12 protein-coding genes are annotated in these 14,934 nt (G+C 62.2%); 9 read left to right on the top strand and 3 right to left on the bottom strand.

Annotated features, from left to right (window positions below; translation table 11 throughout):
• Position 1 precedes the first annotated feature (1 nt).
• The 9 genes from murD (at position 2) to lpxC (ending at position 10,497) form a co-directional block, all read left to right on the top strand.
• A complete protein-coding gene (gene murD, locus AC30D9_RS20750; protein ID WP_116833398.1) occupies positions 2-1,348 on the top strand; it encodes a UDP-N-acetylmuramoyl-L-alanine--D-glutamate ligase in 1,347 nt (448 codons plus the stop codon).
• Positions 1,345-2,562, top strand: coding sequence for a putative lipid II flippase FtsW (ftsW, locus tag AC30D9_RS20745; protein ID WP_134925721.1), 1,218 nt, complete (start codon positions 1,345-1,347; stop codon positions 2,560-2,562). The genes murD and ftsW overlap by 4 nt, the downstream gene beginning before the upstream one ends.
• Entirely contained in the window at positions 2,552-3,622 is a 1,071-nt protein-coding gene (gene murG, locus AC30D9_RS20740; protein ID WP_109754810.1) for an undecaprenyldiphospho-muramoylpentapeptide beta-N-acetylglucosaminyltransferase, read from the top strand. The genes ftsW and murG overlap by 11 nt, the downstream gene beginning before the upstream one ends.
• Positions 3,615-5,075: a UDP-N-acetylmuramate--L-alanine ligase gene (gene murC, locus AC30D9_RS20735; protein WP_134925719.1), complete on the top strand. Its 1,461-nt coding sequence runs from the start codon at positions 3,615-3,617 to the stop codon at positions 5,073-5,075. Before murG ends, murC begins: the two co-directional genes overlap by 8 nt.
• The gene (locus AC30D9_RS20730; protein WP_490144755.1) at positions 5,072-6,037 is read left to right on the top strand and encodes a D-alanine--D-alanine ligase; all 966 of its coding nucleotides are present in this window, start codon (positions 5,072-5,074) and stop codon (positions 6,035-6,037) included. Before murC ends, AC30D9_RS20730 begins: the two co-directional genes overlap by 4 nt.
• Positions 6,038-6,040: 3 nt before the next feature.
• Complete coding sequence (locus AC30D9_RS20725) at positions 6,041-6,907, top strand: cell division protein FtsQ/DivIB (protein WP_030139675.1); 867 nt, start codon at positions 6,041-6,043, stop codon at positions 6,905-6,907.
• 14 nt (positions 6,908-6,921) lie between these two features.
• The gene (gene ftsA / locus AC30D9_RS20720; protein WP_134925717.1) at positions 6,922-8,181 is read left to right on the top strand and encodes a cell division protein FtsA; all 1,260 of its coding nucleotides are present in this window, start codon (positions 6,922-6,924) and stop codon (positions 8,179-8,181) included.
• A 98-nt stretch (positions 8,182-8,279) separates the two neighbouring features.
• On the top strand, positions 8,280-9,473 hold the full coding sequence (gene ftsZ, locus AC30D9_RS20715; protein WP_109754807.1) for a cell division protein FtsZ: 1,194 nt from the start codon (positions 8,280-8,282) through the stop codon (positions 9,471-9,473).
• A 112-nt stretch (positions 9,474-9,585) separates the two neighbouring features.
• Positions 9,586-10,497: a UDP-3-O-acyl-N-acetylglucosamine deacetylase gene (gene lpxC / locus AC30D9_RS20710; protein WP_030139673.1), complete on the top strand. Its 912-nt coding sequence runs from the start codon at positions 9,586-9,588 to the stop codon at positions 10,495-10,497.
• Between the two features lie 663 nt (positions 10,498-11,160).
• Here the strand turns inward: lpxC and AC30D9_RS20705 are convergent.
• From AC30D9_RS20705 to AC30D9_RS20695, 3 genes are all read right to left on the bottom strand, one after another.
• Positions 11,161-12,657, bottom strand: a complete 1,497-nt coding sequence (locus AC30D9_RS20705; protein WP_307574431.1) for a sensor domain-containing diguanylate cyclase — start codon at positions 12,655-12,657, stop codon at positions 11,161-11,163.
• 231 nt (positions 12,658-12,888) lie between these two features.
• A complete protein-coding gene (locus AC30D9_RS20700; RefSeq protein WP_134925713.1) occupies positions 12,889-14,256 on the bottom strand; it encodes a heavy metal sensor histidine kinase in 1,368 nt (455 codons plus the stop codon).
• Positions 14,243-14,926, bottom strand: coding sequence for a heavy metal response regulator transcription factor (locus AC30D9_RS20695; RefSeq protein WP_134925712.1), 684 nt, complete (start codon positions 14,924-14,926; stop codon positions 14,243-14,245). The genes AC30D9_RS20700 and AC30D9_RS20695 overlap by 14 nt, the downstream gene beginning before the upstream one ends.
• Positions 14,927-14,934 lie beyond the last annotated feature (8 nt).

The following is a 14,934-nucleotide window of genomic DNA, read 5'->3' as shown; positions in this document are numbered from 1 at the left end:
AGTGTCCCTGATCGCTTCTGACCACTTCCGCATCGTTGTCGGCCTCGGCAAGAGCGGCATGTCCCTGGTTCGCTTCCTGGCGAACCGGGGCGTGTCGTTTGCCGTGGCCGATACGCGGGAGAATCCGCCTGAGCTGGCCACGCTGCGCCGTGACTATCCCCAGGTGGACGTGCGTTGTGGCGAGCTGGATGTCGAATTCCTGTGCCGCGCCGACGAGCTCTACGTGAGCCCCGGCCTGGCCCTGGCGACTCCGGCCCTGCAGGCGGCGGCTGCCCGTGGCGTGAAACTGTCCGGAGACATCGAGCTGTTCGCGCGTAACGCCAAGGCGCCGATCGTCGCCATCAGCGGTTCCAATGCCAAGAGCACCGTCACCACCCTGGTGGGCGAGATGGCGGCGGCAGCTGGCAAGCGTGTCGCCGTGGGTGGCAACCTCGGTACCCCGGCGCTGGACCTGCTCAGTGACGACGTCGAGCTGTACGTGATGGAGCTGTCGAGTTTCCAGCTGGAAACCACTGACCATCTGGGCGCCGAAGTGGCGACCGTGCTCAACATCAGCGAAGACCACATGGACCGCTACAGCGGCCTGCCGGCTTATCACCTGGCCAAGCACCGGATCTTCCGTGGCGCCCGGCAAGTGGTGTTCAACCGTCAGGACGCCCTGACTCGACCTCTGTTGGGCGAGGGCATGCCATGCTGGTCCTTCGGCCTGGGCGTTCCGGATTTCAAAGGTTTCGGGCTGCGCGAAGAGAATGGCGAGAAATACCTTGCCTTCGAATTCCAGAACCTGATGCCAGTGCGCGAGCTGAAGATTCGCGGCGCCCACAATCAGGCCAATGCCCTGGCGGCCCTGGCCCTGGGGCATGCGGTTGGCCTGCCGTTCGACGCCATGCTCTCGGCCCTGCGCACGTTTGCCGGTCTCGAACACCGCTGCCAGTGGGTGCGCGACCTCGATGGCGTGGCCTGGTACAACGATTCCAAGGCCACCAACGTGGGCGCGGCACTGGCGGCCATCGAAGGGCTGGGCGCGGACATCGAAGGCAAACTGGTGCTGATCGCCGGGGGCGACGGCAAGGGTGCCGACTTCAAGGATCTGCGCGATCCGGTGGCGGCCAACTGCCGTGCCGTGGTCCTGATGGGGCGCGACCGCGAGTTGATCGCCCAGGCGCTTGGCGATGCCGTGCCGCTGGTGCGCGTCGCTTCGCTGGATGAAGCGGTGCAGCAGTGCCGCGCCCTCGCGCAACCAGGCGACGCGGTGCTGTTGTCGCCGGCCTGCGCCAGTTTCGACATGTTCAAGAACTACGAAGAGCGTGGGCAGTTGTTCGCCCGGGCGGCGGAGGACTTGGCATGAGCCTGATGAACATCATCAAGCCGTATCCGTCGCCGTTGATCACCGGACGTGGCATCGACCTGGATTTCCCGATGCTCGCCGGTTGCCTGGCGCTGCTGGGCCTGGGCCTGGTGATGATCACGTCCGCATCGTCGGAAGTGGCCGCGGTGCAGTCGGGCAATACGCTTTACCACATGATCCGCCACCTGATTTACCTGGTGCTCGGCTTGGGCGCGTGCATCGTCACCATGATGGTGCCGATCGCCACCTGGCAGCGCCTGGGCTGGATGATGCTGCTCGGTGCCTTTGGCCTGTTGGTGATGGTGCTGTTGCCGGGGATTGGCCGCGAGGTCAACGGTTCGATGCGCTGGATCGGCTTCAGCTTCTTCAACGTTCAGCCTTCGGAGATCGCCAAGGTCTTCGTGGTGATCTACCTCGCCGGTTACCTGGTGCGGCGCCAGAAAGAAGTACGCGAAAGCTGGATGGGTTTTTTCAAGCCGTTCATCGTGTTGCTGCCGATGGCGGGCCTGTTGCTGATGGAGCCGGACTTCGGCGCCACGGTGGTGATGATGGGCGCCGCGGCGGCGATGCTGTTCCTGGGGGGCGTCGGGCTGTTCCGTTTCACCCTGATGGTGGCGCTGGCGGTGGCGGCAGTGACCGTGCTGGTCCAGGCGCAACCGTATCGGATGGCGCGTTTGATCACCTTTACCGATCCGTGGGCCGACCAGTTCGGTTCCGGCTATCAATTGACCCAGGCACTGATTGCCTTTGGTCGTGGCGAATGGCTGGGCGTCGGCCTGGGCAACAGCGTGCAGAAGCAGTTCTACCTGCCCGAAGCCCATACCGACTTCGTGTTCTCGGTGCTGGCCGAGGAGCTGGGCGTCGTGGGCTCGCTGTGCACCGTGGCGCTGTTCGTGTTCGTCTGCGTGCGCGGCATGTACATCGGCTTGTGGGCGGAGAAGGCCAAGCAGTTTTTTGCTGCGTACGTGGCGTATGGCTTGTCGTTCCTGTGGATCGGCCAATTCCTGATCAACATCGGCGTGAACGTCGGCCTGTTGCCGACCAAGGGCCTGACGCTGCCGTTCCTCAGTTATGGCGGCAGTTCCCTGGTGATCTGCTGTGCCTGTCTCGGCTTGTTGCTGCGTATCGAATGGGAGAGTCGAACCCATTTGGGCAGCGAAGAGATGGAATTCCAGGAGAGCGACTTCGCCGAGGAGCCGACTCATGGGCGCTAACGTGCTGATCATGGCGGGCGGTACCGGCGGGCACGTCTTCCCGGCGCTGGCCTGTGCCCGGGAGTTCCAGGCGCGCGGCTATACCGTGCACTGGCTGGGCACGCCACGGGGGATCGAGAACGAACTGGTGCCGGGTGCCGGCCTCGAACTGCACCGGATCGACGCCAGTGGCCTGCGCGGCAAAGGCAAGCTGTCGTTGCTCAAGGCGCCGCTGATGCTGCTCAAGTCGATCTGGCAGGCGCGGGCGATCATCCGTCGGTTGCGGCCGGTGTGCGTGGTCGGGTTCGGTGGTTATGTGACCGGTCCTGGCGGTGTCGCGGCGAAATTGGCCGGTGTGCCGGTGATCGTTCACGAACAAAACGCCGTGGCCGGTACCGCCAATCGGTTACTGGTGCCGTTGGCCGCCCGGGTCTGTGAAGCCTTTCCCGACACCTTTACCCTGTCGGGCAGCCGCCGTACCACCGGTAATCCGGTGCGTACCGAGCTGTTTTTCGATACACCGCGCCCGGCCCTGGCTGGACGCAAGGCGCGTTTGCTGGTCCTGGGCGGGAGCCTGGGGGCAGAACCGTTGAACAAATTGCTGCCTGAAGCCCTGTCGCAGGTCGCCCCTGAACTGCGCCCGGAAGTGTTTCACCAGGCCGGCAAGAACCACGATGAAGTGACCGCCGAGCGCTACCGCGCCGCTGGCGTCGAGGCGCAGGTGCAGCCTTTCATCAAAGACATGGCCCAAGCCTATGGCTGGGCCGACCTGGTGGTCTGCCGCGCAGGCGCGCTGACCATCAGTGAACTGGCTGCCGCCGGTCTGCCCTCGATGCTGGTGCCTTTGCCCCACGCCATCGACGATCACCAGACCCGTAACGCCGATTATTTGGCCCGTGAAGGCGCTGCCTTCCTGATGCCGCAAAGAACGACTGGCGCCGCGGATCTTGCCGCGCGCCTGACAGAGGTTTTGATGCAGCCGCAACGACTTGAAGAGATGGCCCGCGCCGCACGCCGCCTGGCCAAACCCGATGCCACGGCCCAAGTGGTCGATACCTGCCTGGAGGTGGCCCATGGTTGAGAATCGCAAAGCCATGCCGCAGCCGGAAATGCGCCGTATCCGCCGCATCCACTTCGTCGGTATCGGCGGCGTGGGCATGTGCGGGATCGCCGAAGTGCTGTTGAACCTGGGCTATGAAGTCTCCGGTTCCGACCTCAAAGCGTCGCCGGTGACCGAGCGCCTGGAATCCTTCGGCGCGCAGATCTTTATTGGCCACCGCGCCGAGAACGCCGCCAATGCCGACGTGCTGGTGGTTTCCAGTGCCGTGAACACCTCCAACCCGGAAGTCGCCACCGCCCTGGAACGCCGCATTCCGGTGGTACCACGGGCCGAGATGCTCGCCGAGCTGATGCGTTATCGCCACGGCATCGCCGTTGCCGGTACCCACGGCAAGACCACTACCACCAGCCTGATCGCCTCGGTGTTCGCTGCCGGTGGCCTGGACCCGACCTTCGTGATCGGTGGGCGCCTGAACGCCGCGGGCACCAATGCCCAGCTGGGCACCAGCCGCTACCTGATCGCCGAAGCCGACGAGAGCGACGCGAGTTTCCTGCACCTGCAACCGCTGGTGGCCGTGGTCACCAACATCGACGCCGACCACATGGCGACCTACGACGGTGACTTCAACAAACTGAAGAAAACCTTCGTCGAGTTCCTGCACAACCTGCCGTTCTACGGTCTGGCGGTGGTGTGCCTGGACGACCCGGTAGTGCGCGAGATCCTGCCGCTGATCAAGCGTCCGACCGTGACCTACGGTTTTGGCGAAGAAGCCGACGTGCGCGCCATCAACGTGCGCCAGCAGGGCATGCAGACGTTCTTCACCGTCTTGCGTCCTGATCGCGAGCCATTGGACGTGTCGGTGAACATGCCCGGCAACCACAACGTGCTCAATGCCTTGGCCACCATCTGCATCGCCACCGACGAAGGCGTCAGCGATGAAGCCATCGTCCAGGGCCTGTCCGGGTTCCAGGGCGTGGGCCGGCGCTTCCAGGTCTACGGCGAACTGCCGGTGGAAGGCGGCAACGTGATGCTGGTGGACGACTACGGCCATCATCCGACCGAAGTCGCGGCGGTGATCAAGGCTGTGCGCGGTGGCTGGCCGGAGCGGCGCCTGGTGATGGTCTACCAGCCGCACCGCTACAGCCGCACCCGCGACCTGTATGACGATTTCGTCCAGGTGCTGGCCGACGCCAATGTGCTGCTCTTGATGGAAGTCTACCCGGCCGGTGAAGAGCCGATCCCGGGGGCCGACAGTCGCCAGCTGTGCCACAGCATTCGCCAGCGCGGCCAGTTGGACCCGATCTACATCGAACGCGGCGTGGACCTCGCGCCGCTGGTCAAGCCGCTGCTGCGCGCCGGCGACATCCTGCTGTGCCAGGGTGCCGGCGATATCGGTGGCCTGGCCCCGAAACTGTTGAACAGTCCGTTATTCGCCGGGGCCATCGTAGCTTCCAGCGCGGGGAAACTGAAATGACTGCTGCCTACGCTAACCTGGTCTCGACCCTCGATCCGAAAGCCTTCGGTCGCGTGGCCGTGCTGTTCGGTGGCAAGAGCGCCGAGCGCGAGGTGTCCCTCAAGTCTGGCAACGCCGTGCTGCAAGCCTTGCAAAGTGCAGGTGTCGACGCATTCGGCATCGATGTGGGCGACGACTTCCTGCAGCGCCTGCTGAACGAGAAGATCGACCGCGCATTCATCATCCTGCACGGTCGCGGTGGTGAAGACGGCAGCATGCAAGGTTTGCTCGAGTGCCTGGGGATTCCCTACACCGGCAGCGGCATCCTGGCTTCCGCCCTGGCGATGGACAAGCTGCGCACCAAGCAGGTCTGGCACAGCCTCGGCATTCCGACGCCGCGCCACGCCGTGCTGGCGTCCGAGGCCGATTGTATTTCGGCGGCCACGGAACTGGGCTTCCCTTTGATCGTCAAACCGGCCCATGAAGGTTCAAGTATCGGCATGGCGAAAGTGAATTCGCTGCCTGAGTTGACCGCGGCATGGAAAGACGCCAGTTCCTACGATTCGCAAGTGTTGGTCGAGCAGTGGATCAGTGGTCCAGAGTTCACCATCGCCACCCTGCGTGACCAGGTGTTGCCCCCGATTGCCCTGGGCACGCCCCACACGTTCTACGACTACGACGCCAAGTACGTCGCCAACGATACCCAGTACCGCATTCCCTGCGGGCTGGACGCCGCCAAGGAAAAAGAACTGATGGACCTCACGGCCAAGGCCTGTGAGGCGCTGGGTATTGCCGGTTGGGGCCGGGCAGACGTGATGCAGGACGCCGATGGGCAGTTCTGGTTCCTGGAAGTCAACACCGCTCCCGGCATGACCGATCACAGCCTGGTACCGATGGCGGCCCGCGCCGCCGGCCTGGATTTCCAGCAACTGGTGCTGTCGATCCTGGTCGCCAGTGTCGGCCAACAAGAGCCAAGAGGTTAAGCCATGCAAGGCGCATCGCTTCGTCATCAGCCATCCGCACCCGGTCGCAAGCCGGTGCCGCGGGGTGCCAGCCGAATGGTGGCCAAGGAGCCGATGTCGGCGCGTCTGCCGAAAGCCAACTTTGGCTTTCTCAAGAGCCTGTTCTGGCCGGTGCTGCTGGTGGCGTTGGGGTTCGGTACTTATGAAGGCGCCCAACGGCTGTTGCCTTACGCCGACCGGCCGATTGCCCGGATCAACGTCCAGGGCGACCTGAGCTACATCAGCCAGCAGGCTGTGCAGCAGCGGATCGCCCCGTTCGTCGCGTCGAGCTTCTTCACCATCGACCTGGCGGGCATGCGCACGGAGCTGGAACAGATGCCCTGGATCGCCCACGCCGAAGTCCGGCGGGTGTGGCCTGACCAGGTGTCGATCCGCCTGGAAGAGCAACTGCCGGTGGCCCGATGGGGCGACGAGTCGTTGTTGAACAACCAGGGCCAGGCGTTTACGCCGCGGGAACTGGCCAACTATGAACATTTGCCACAACTGTTCGGCCCACAGCGGGCCCAGCAGCAAGTGATGCAGCAGTACCAGGTGTTGAGCCAGATGTTGCGGCCGTTGGGCTTCTCCATCGCGCGCCTGGAATTGCGTGAGCGCGGCAGTTGGTTCCTGACCACTGGCGCGGGCAGCTCGGGGCCGGGCATCGAGCTATTGCTCGGTCGCGGCAACCTGGTGGAAAAGATGCGCCGCTTCATCGCCATCTATGACAAGACGCTTAAAGAACAGATTACGAACATTGCGCGCATCGATCTGCGCTACGCCAACGGCCTGGCTGTTGGCTGGCGGGAACCTGTAGCGCCGACGACGGCCGTACCCGCCGTCGCGAAGAATTAAGAAGAGGCAGGACCATGGCAAACGTGCAAAGCGGGAAAATGATCGTCGGTCTGGATATCGGCACTTCCAAGGTGGTAGCGCTGGTAGGCGAGGTCGCGGACGACGGCACGCTGGTCATCGTCGGGATCGGTACCCACCCGTCCCGTGGCTTGAAAAAAGGCGTGGTGGTGAACATCGAGTCCACCGTGCAATCGATCCAGCGCGCCATCGAAGAGGCGCAGCTGATGGCCGGTTGCCGGATCCACTCGGCGTTCGTTGGCGTGGCGGGCAATCACATCCGCAGCCTGAACTCCCACGGCATCGTGGCGATCCGTGATCGCGAAGTCAGCTCCGCCGACCTCGAGCGCGTACTCGACGCGGCCCAGGCCGTGGCGATCCCGGCCGACCAGCGGGTGCTGCACACCCTGCCGCAGGATTACGTGATCGATAACCAGGAAGGCGTGCGCGAGCCCCTGGGCATGTCCGGCGTACGCCTGGAGGCCAAGGTCCACGTGGTCACCTGTGCGGTGAACGCTGCGCAGAACATCGAAAAATGCGTGCGTCGCTGCGGCCTGGAAATCGACGACATCATCCTCGAGCAACTGGCCTCGGCCTACTCGGTGCTGACCGACGACGAGAAAGAACTGGGCGTATGCCTGGTGGACATCGGCGGCGGTACCACCGACATCGCGATCTTCACCGAAGGCGCCATTCGCCATACGGCAGTGATCCCGATTGCCGGTGACCAGGTGACCAACGACATCGCCATGGCCTTGCGCACTCCGACCCAGTACGCCGAGGAAATCAAGATCCGCTACGCCTGCGCCCTGGCGAAACTCGCCGGTGCCGGTGAAACCATCAAGGTGCCAAGCGTCGGCGACCGTCCACCGCGCGAGCTGTCGCGCCAGGCCCTGGCCGAAGTGGTCGAGCCGCGTTACGACGAGCTGTTCACGCTGATCCAGGCCGAATTGCGCCGCAGCGGCTACGAAGACCTGATCCCGGCCGGCATCGTGCTGACCGGCGGTACTTCGAAGATGGAAGGCGCGGTCGAACTGGCCGAAGAGATCTTCCACATGCCGGTGCGCCTGGGCGTGCCCCATGGCATCAAGGGCCTGGATGACGTGGTCCGCAACCCGATCTATTCCACCGGCGTGGGCCTGTTGATGTACGGCTTGCAGAAGCAGTCCGACGGGATCTCGTTCTCGGGCATCGGCAGCCGTGACAGCTACAGCAACGACGAGCCGAAGGCACCGCTGTTCGAGCGGCTCCAGGCTTGGGTCAAAGGCAACTTTTAAACAGTTTCAAAGCTTCAAGCGACAAGTTTCAGGCTTGGCGCTGGAAGACGCGGCAAACGCAGTAGGCGAAAAAACTAGAGAATGAAAGGAGAGGGAAAATGTTCGAACTCGTAGACAACATCCCCGCTAGCCCGGTTATCAAAGTAATCGGTGTCGGCGGTGGCGGCGGCAACGCTGTCAACCACATGGTCAAGAGCAACATCGAAGGCGTCGAATTCATCTGCGCCAACACCGATGCTCAAGCGCTGAAAAACATCGGCGCGCGGACCATCCTGCAACTGGGTACCGGCGTGACCAAGGGCCTGGGTGCCGGCGCGAACCCCGAGGTTGGCCGTCAGGCTGCCCTGGAAGACCGCGAGCGCATCGCTGAAGTCCTGGCCGGCACCAACATGGTGTTCATCACCACTGGCATGGGCGGCGGTACCGGTACCGGTGCTGCGCCGATCATTGCCGAAGTGGCCAAGGAAATGGGGATCCTCACCGTTGCGGTGGTGACCCGTCCATTCCCGTTCGAAGGCCGCAAGCGCATGCAGATCGCCGATGAAGGCATCCGTGCGCTGAGCGAAAGCGTCGACTCGTTGATCACCATCCCCAACGAGAAGCTGCTGACCATCCTCGGTAAAGACGCAAGCCTCTTGTCGGCTTTCGCCAAGGCCGATGACGTACTGGCCGGTGCCGTTCGCGGTATCTCCGACATCATCAAGCGTCCGGGTATGATCAACGTCGACTTCGCCGACGTACGCACCGTGATGTCCGAAATGGGCATGGCGATGATGGGCACTGGCTGCGCCAGCGGTCCGAACCGCGCTCGCGAAGCCACCGAAGCGGCCATCCGCAACCCGTTGCTCGAAGATGTGAACCTGCAGGGCGCCCGTGGCATCCTGGTGAACATCACCGCCGGTCCGGACTTGTCCCTGGGCGAGTACTCCGACGTGGGTAGCATCATCGAGGCGTTCGCTTCCGACCACGCGATGGTCAAGGTCGGCACCGTGATCGATCCTGACATGCGTGACGAGCTGCACGTGACTGTAGTAGCCACCGGTCTGGGCGCGAAAATCGAGAAGCCGATGAAGGTGATCGACAACACCGTTCAAACCACCATGGCCTCCCAGCCACAGCAGCAAGCGGCCGCTCGTCAGGAACAACCGGCTGTGAACTACCGTGACCTGGACCGTCCGACCGTCATGCGCAACCAGGCCCAGGCCGGTGCTGCGACTGCCGCGAAGATGAATCCGCAAGACGATCTGGATTACCTGGACATCCCGGCATTCCTGCGTCGTCAGGCCGATTGATGAAATGTATCAGGGGGATACGGGTGATTGGTGTTCAGCAAAGGTCTGGTCTGCTATCATCGCCAGCCTTTGTTGATACCAGTTCGCAATTTGCGCTGAAGCGGCCCATGCCATGATTAAACAACGCACCCTGAAGAATATTATCCGTGCCACAGGTGTCGGCTTGCACTCCGGCGAGAAGGTCTACCTGACCCTCAAGCCCGCGCCTGTCGATACCGGCATCGTGTTTTGTCGTGCCGACCTCGACCCTGTGGTGCAGATCCCTGCTCGCGCGGAAAACGTTGGTGAAACCACTATGTCGACCACGTTGGTCAACGGTGACACCAAAGTGGACACGGTGGAGCATTTGCTCTCGGCCATGGCTGGCCTGGGCATCGATAACGCCTACGTCGAGCTCTCCGCGTCCGAAGTCCCGATCATGGATGGCAGTGCCGGACCCTTCGTATTCCTGATTCAATCGGCTGGCCTGGAAGAGCAGGACGCGGCCAAGAAGTTCATCCGCATCCTGCGGGAAGTGACAGTGGAAGACGGCGACAAGCGCGCCACTTTCGTCCCTTTCGAAGGTTTCAAGGTGAGCTTCGAGATCGATTTCGATCACCCGGTTTTCCGTGACCGCACCCAGAGTGCAAGCGTGGATTTTTCCAGCACTTCGTTCGTAAAAGAAGTCAGCCGCGCCCGTACCTTTGGTTTCATGAGTGACATCGAGTACCTGCGCAAGCACAACCTCGCACTCGGCGGCAGTGTTGAAAACGCGATCGTGGTCGATTCCGATGGTGTATTGAACGAAGACGGCCTTCGTTATGAAGACGAATTCGTCAAGCACAAGATCCTCGATGCAATCGGCGACCTCTACCTGCTGGGCAATAGCCTGATTGGTGAGTTCAAGGGCTTCAAGTCCGGCCACGCACTGAACAACCAGCTGCTGCGCAAGTTGATTGAGCAGAAAGATGCTTGGGAAGTCGTGACGTTTGAAGATGCCAGTACCGCACCGATCTCTTACATGCGCCCTGTAGCGGCTGTGTAAGTAAAAAACCTCTCTAGTTTTTTAAGGGCTGCCTTCGGGTGGCCTTTTTTTATGGCTGCTTTCTGGGATGTCTGTGGCGATAGGGGGTAATGCTGTTTTTTGGGTTGGTTGGGGTACATATCCATTGCTGCGGTAACGGCCGCTTAGGGTTCCGCCCTTACGGCGGGTCACTTTCGAACAGCGTGTCCGGACCGGACACATGGTTAACGGGGCGCCAAAATCTACGTCCACCGCGAGGCGGCCTGACAGCCGACCTGGCTCTTGCGGGGGGTGTACGCCCATCAGACTTGTTTGAGCTGGACCTGTGGGAGCGGGCTTGCTCGCGAAGGCGGTGGGTCAGCTTGCATGAATGTTGGATGTCATGCCCCTTTCGCGAGCAAGCCCGCTCCCACAGGGGATTGGCGGGGACCGCACGCTTGTGAACACCCGCAGCCTATTGTGGGAGCGAGCCTGCTCGCGAAGAGGCCGGCACATTCAACATCCTCATCGACTGAATCACCGTCATCGCGAGCAGGCTCGTTCCCACAGGATGAACGCAGTCATCAAAAAACAGGTCGGCTATCAGACCGTCTCGCGGTGGACGTAGATTTTGGCGCCCCGTTACCGCAGCAATGGATATACACACCTACCCAAATCGGTCGAATAGCCACAGGGAAGGGGCCATTACATCGCACAAACCACACGATTACGCCCACTGGCCTTGGCCTGATACAGCGCCTTGTCAGCGGCGAACATGAGTTGTTCTAGTTCGCCATACGGCCCTTGGGCCCAAGTGGCGATGCCGATGCTGACCGTCATGGGATCATCACCGTCGAGAGCAGGCGGCAATTGCTCCACCGCTTCGCGAATGCTCTGGGCCATGGTAAAGGCTCCGGCGGTGGTGGTTTCCGGCAGTACTACCGAGAATTCCTCACCGCCGTAGCGCGCTGCCAGATCGGCCGGTCGGCGGACGTGCCGGCTGATCAACCGCGCCAGGGTTCGCAAGGCTTCGTCACCGCCCTGGTGCCCATGGCGATCATTGAACGCCTTGAAGTGATCGGCATCAATCATCATGACCGACAGAGGCTGGCCTGAGCGCTGGGCCCGTAGCCATTCCTGTTGCAGTGTTTCGTCCAGGGTCCGGCGGTTGGCCAGGCCCGTTAGCGAGTCGACGGACGCCAGTTGGGCCAATTCCCGCTCCGCGGCGTGGCGGCGTCGTAGTTCACGGCGCAGCAGCCAGGTGAGCCAGAGTAAACCGATGCACAGTGCGCCGGTAGCGCCGCTGACCAGCAATGCCGTACGTTGCCAGGAAGCAAAAACCTCCTGGGTCGAGAGCGCGACCACCACGATCAACGGCAAGTTGCCCACCTGGGAAAAGGTGTACAGGCGCGTTGTCTGGTCCTGGCCAGACACGCTGGTGAAACTGCCGTTGCCTTCGCGCAGGATGCGTACGAAGTTCGGTCGGTTACTGAAGTCCTTGCCTGTCAGGTCTTTGGCCAAGGGTGGTTCTTGGGCCAGGAGAACACCGTCTCGGCTGACCAGATTGACCGTGCCGCCATGACCGATATTCAGGCTCCTGAACAATTGGTTGAAGTAGTTCAAGCGCATTGCCGCCTCGGCCACGCCCATGAATTCACCCCGTTCATCGTTCAGCCGACGGCTGAAACTGATGCGCCATTCCTGCGCGTGGCTCCTGGACCGAAACGGGCGGCTGATCATCATGTCCAGGCTCGGGTCCTGGACATGGGATTGGAAATACTCCCGGTCGGCATAATTGCCTTTGCGTGGTTCGATCGAGGCGGAGTCAGCGATTACATCGCCGTGCTTGTCCAGCAGCAGGATGTCGCCTTTATAGGGCGCGGCGGTGGCGCGGTCGAACAGCGCCAGATGACGAATCTTCGGCGAAACGTCTTTCAGGTCATCGCGCTTGGCGGCGGCGACCAAACCTTGCAGCGACAGATCGTAGAGTTCCACATTGCGCAGCACATCGGCGTCGATCAGCTGCACGATATTGTTCGCCGCACGTGTCGCTGCCTGTTGGGCGGCGGCGTGTTCGCGAATTAGCAGGAAGGTCACGATACCCAGGATGGCAATGACAACCAGCGAACTGGCCAGTACGAGTACCCATTCTGAACGTGTAGAAGCCGGGGTGTTGCCGGGTATCGCACTGCGCGCGCTCATGGTTCCGATGTCTGCATTGTCATGTGGCTGGGATCCATCCCAAAGGATTGCAAACCGGCAATGAACCAGATGCTGGCCTTTTGCTGATTGTGCTTGGATCGGTGAGAGCGGGCAATCAGTGTTTGTGCAATAACTCGGTGGGAGCGGCTGAAGGTTGCGTTCTGTTGATTTTGATCCAACTGGCTTTCGCCCAGCATTCAACTCGGGAAAAGATCAAGCTTTGTGGATACCTCAGGCTGGCAAGCGGATCCCGAACGTGTTGGCACCCTGGTCGCTGTGTGCGAACACATCCCCACCATGCATCAGTGCAATCGCTTTGACGATGGCCAATCCCAACCCATGGTTGGCGCCACTGTTGCTGCGCGAGGCATCGACGCGATAGAACCGTTCGAACAGGCGCGGCAGGTGTTCGCCGGCAATCGGTTCGCCGGGGTTACTGACGGCCAAGCTGATCTGGTCGCCAAGGGCTTCGATGCGCACGTCGATCACTTGCCCGGGCGCGGTGTGCTGTACTGCGTTGCTCAACAGGTTGATCAGCGCCCGTCGCAAGTGGGCGATCTCGATGTTGGCCTGGGCGTCGCCGCTGACCCGAACCTGGACCTGGGCATCTTCCAGAATGAAGTCCAGGTAGTCGAGAGTGGTCGCTACTTCGCCGGCCAGGGAGGTGCTGGTCAGTTTGGTGGCCTTGCTGCCCTGGTCGGCGCTGGCCAGGAACAGCATGTCGTTGATGATCGAGCGCAGCCGCTCCAATTCTTCGAGGTTTGACTGCAACACTTCGAAGTAATGCTCGGCCGAGCGTCCGCGGGTCAGGGCCACTTGGGTCTGGCCGATCAGGTTGGTCAGGGGCGAGCGCAGTTCATGGGCGACGTCGGCGTTGAACGATTCCAGGCGTGAGTAAGCCTGTTCGACCCGGTCGAGGGTGGCGTTGAAGGAGCTGACGAACTGGCTCAGCTCCGGCGGCAAGGGCGATAGCTGCAAGCGCCCGGACAGGCGGGGCGGGGCCAGGCGCCGAGCCTCTTCGGACAGCTTGATCAGCGGCTTGAGGCCGATGCGCGCGACCCAGTAGCCCAGCAACGAAGCGAGGGTCACACCGATGATCGCCAGGCTCACCAGCGCCACCAACAGGCGATGCTGGGTCTGGTAGAAGGTCTCGGTGTCGATGCCGATCATGAAGCGCAGCGGAGGGCGCTGGTCCTTGGCCGGGAATTGGCTCACCAACACTTTCATCGGGTAGTTCCGGTGGGGCAGCGTCAGGTCGCGCTTACCCAGGGGGCCTTGGGCAAAGGTACGGATCTGCGCATCGGGATCGCCGTATTCAAACCGTGGGTCGTCACTGACGATCCAGAAATGGATACGCTTGTCTTCCTCACCGAGCAATCGCAGCTTGTTGTTGATCTTCATCCAGTGTTCAGGCGTGCCGTAGCGGCCGACCATGGACTCCAGGACACTGTAGCGGGCATCGAGTTCGGCTTCGGGCAGCAGCCCCAGGCCCTTGGCGACCTGTTGGTACAAGGCGCCCCCGATCAACAGGAACACCAGCGCCGCCACCAGTGTGAACATGGCGCTCAGGCGCAGGGCAATGCTGTCAGGGATGCTCATCACTGCGGCTCTCCAGCACATAACCCATGCCGCGGATGGTGTGTAGCAACTTCTGCTCGAATGGCCCATCGAGCTTGGCCCGCAAGCGTTTGATCGCCACTTCCACCACGTTGGCGTCACTGTCGAAGTTGATGTCCCAGACCATTTCGGCAATGGCGGTTTTCGATAGGATCTCGCCCTGACGACGGGCCAGGACGCTGAGCAGGGAGAACTCCTTGGCCGTCAGGTCCAGGCGCTGGCCGGCGCGGGTGGCCTTGCGGCTGATCAGGTCGATCCACAGGTCGGCGATGCTCACCTGCACCGGTTCATGACCACCGCTGCGGCGCGTCAAGGCTTGCAGGCGGGCCACCAGTTCCAGGAACGAGAAGGGCTTGCCCAGGTAGTCATCGGCACCGTCGCGCAGCCCCTTGATGCGGTCTTCCACCCGTTCCCGGGCGGTGAGCATGATCACCGGTGTCTGCTTGCGGGCACGCAAGGCCCGCAGTACGCCGAAGCCGTCCAGGCCCGGTAGCATCACGTCGAGCACGATCACCGCATAGTCGGTTTCCAGGGCCAGATGCAGCCCCTCGATGCCGTCCGGCGCCACGTCCACGGTGTAGCCCTGTTCGGTCAGGCCGCGGTGCAGGTAGTCCGCGGTTTTTTCTTCGTCTTCGATAATCAGAACGCGCATGGCCCCGC

The sequence above is a fragment of the Pseudomonas sp. DF11 genome (assembly GCF_058148565.1).
The sequence above is the reverse complement of the archived record's forward strand: the minus strand, read 5'-3'. Positions and strand labels throughout refer to the sequence as shown.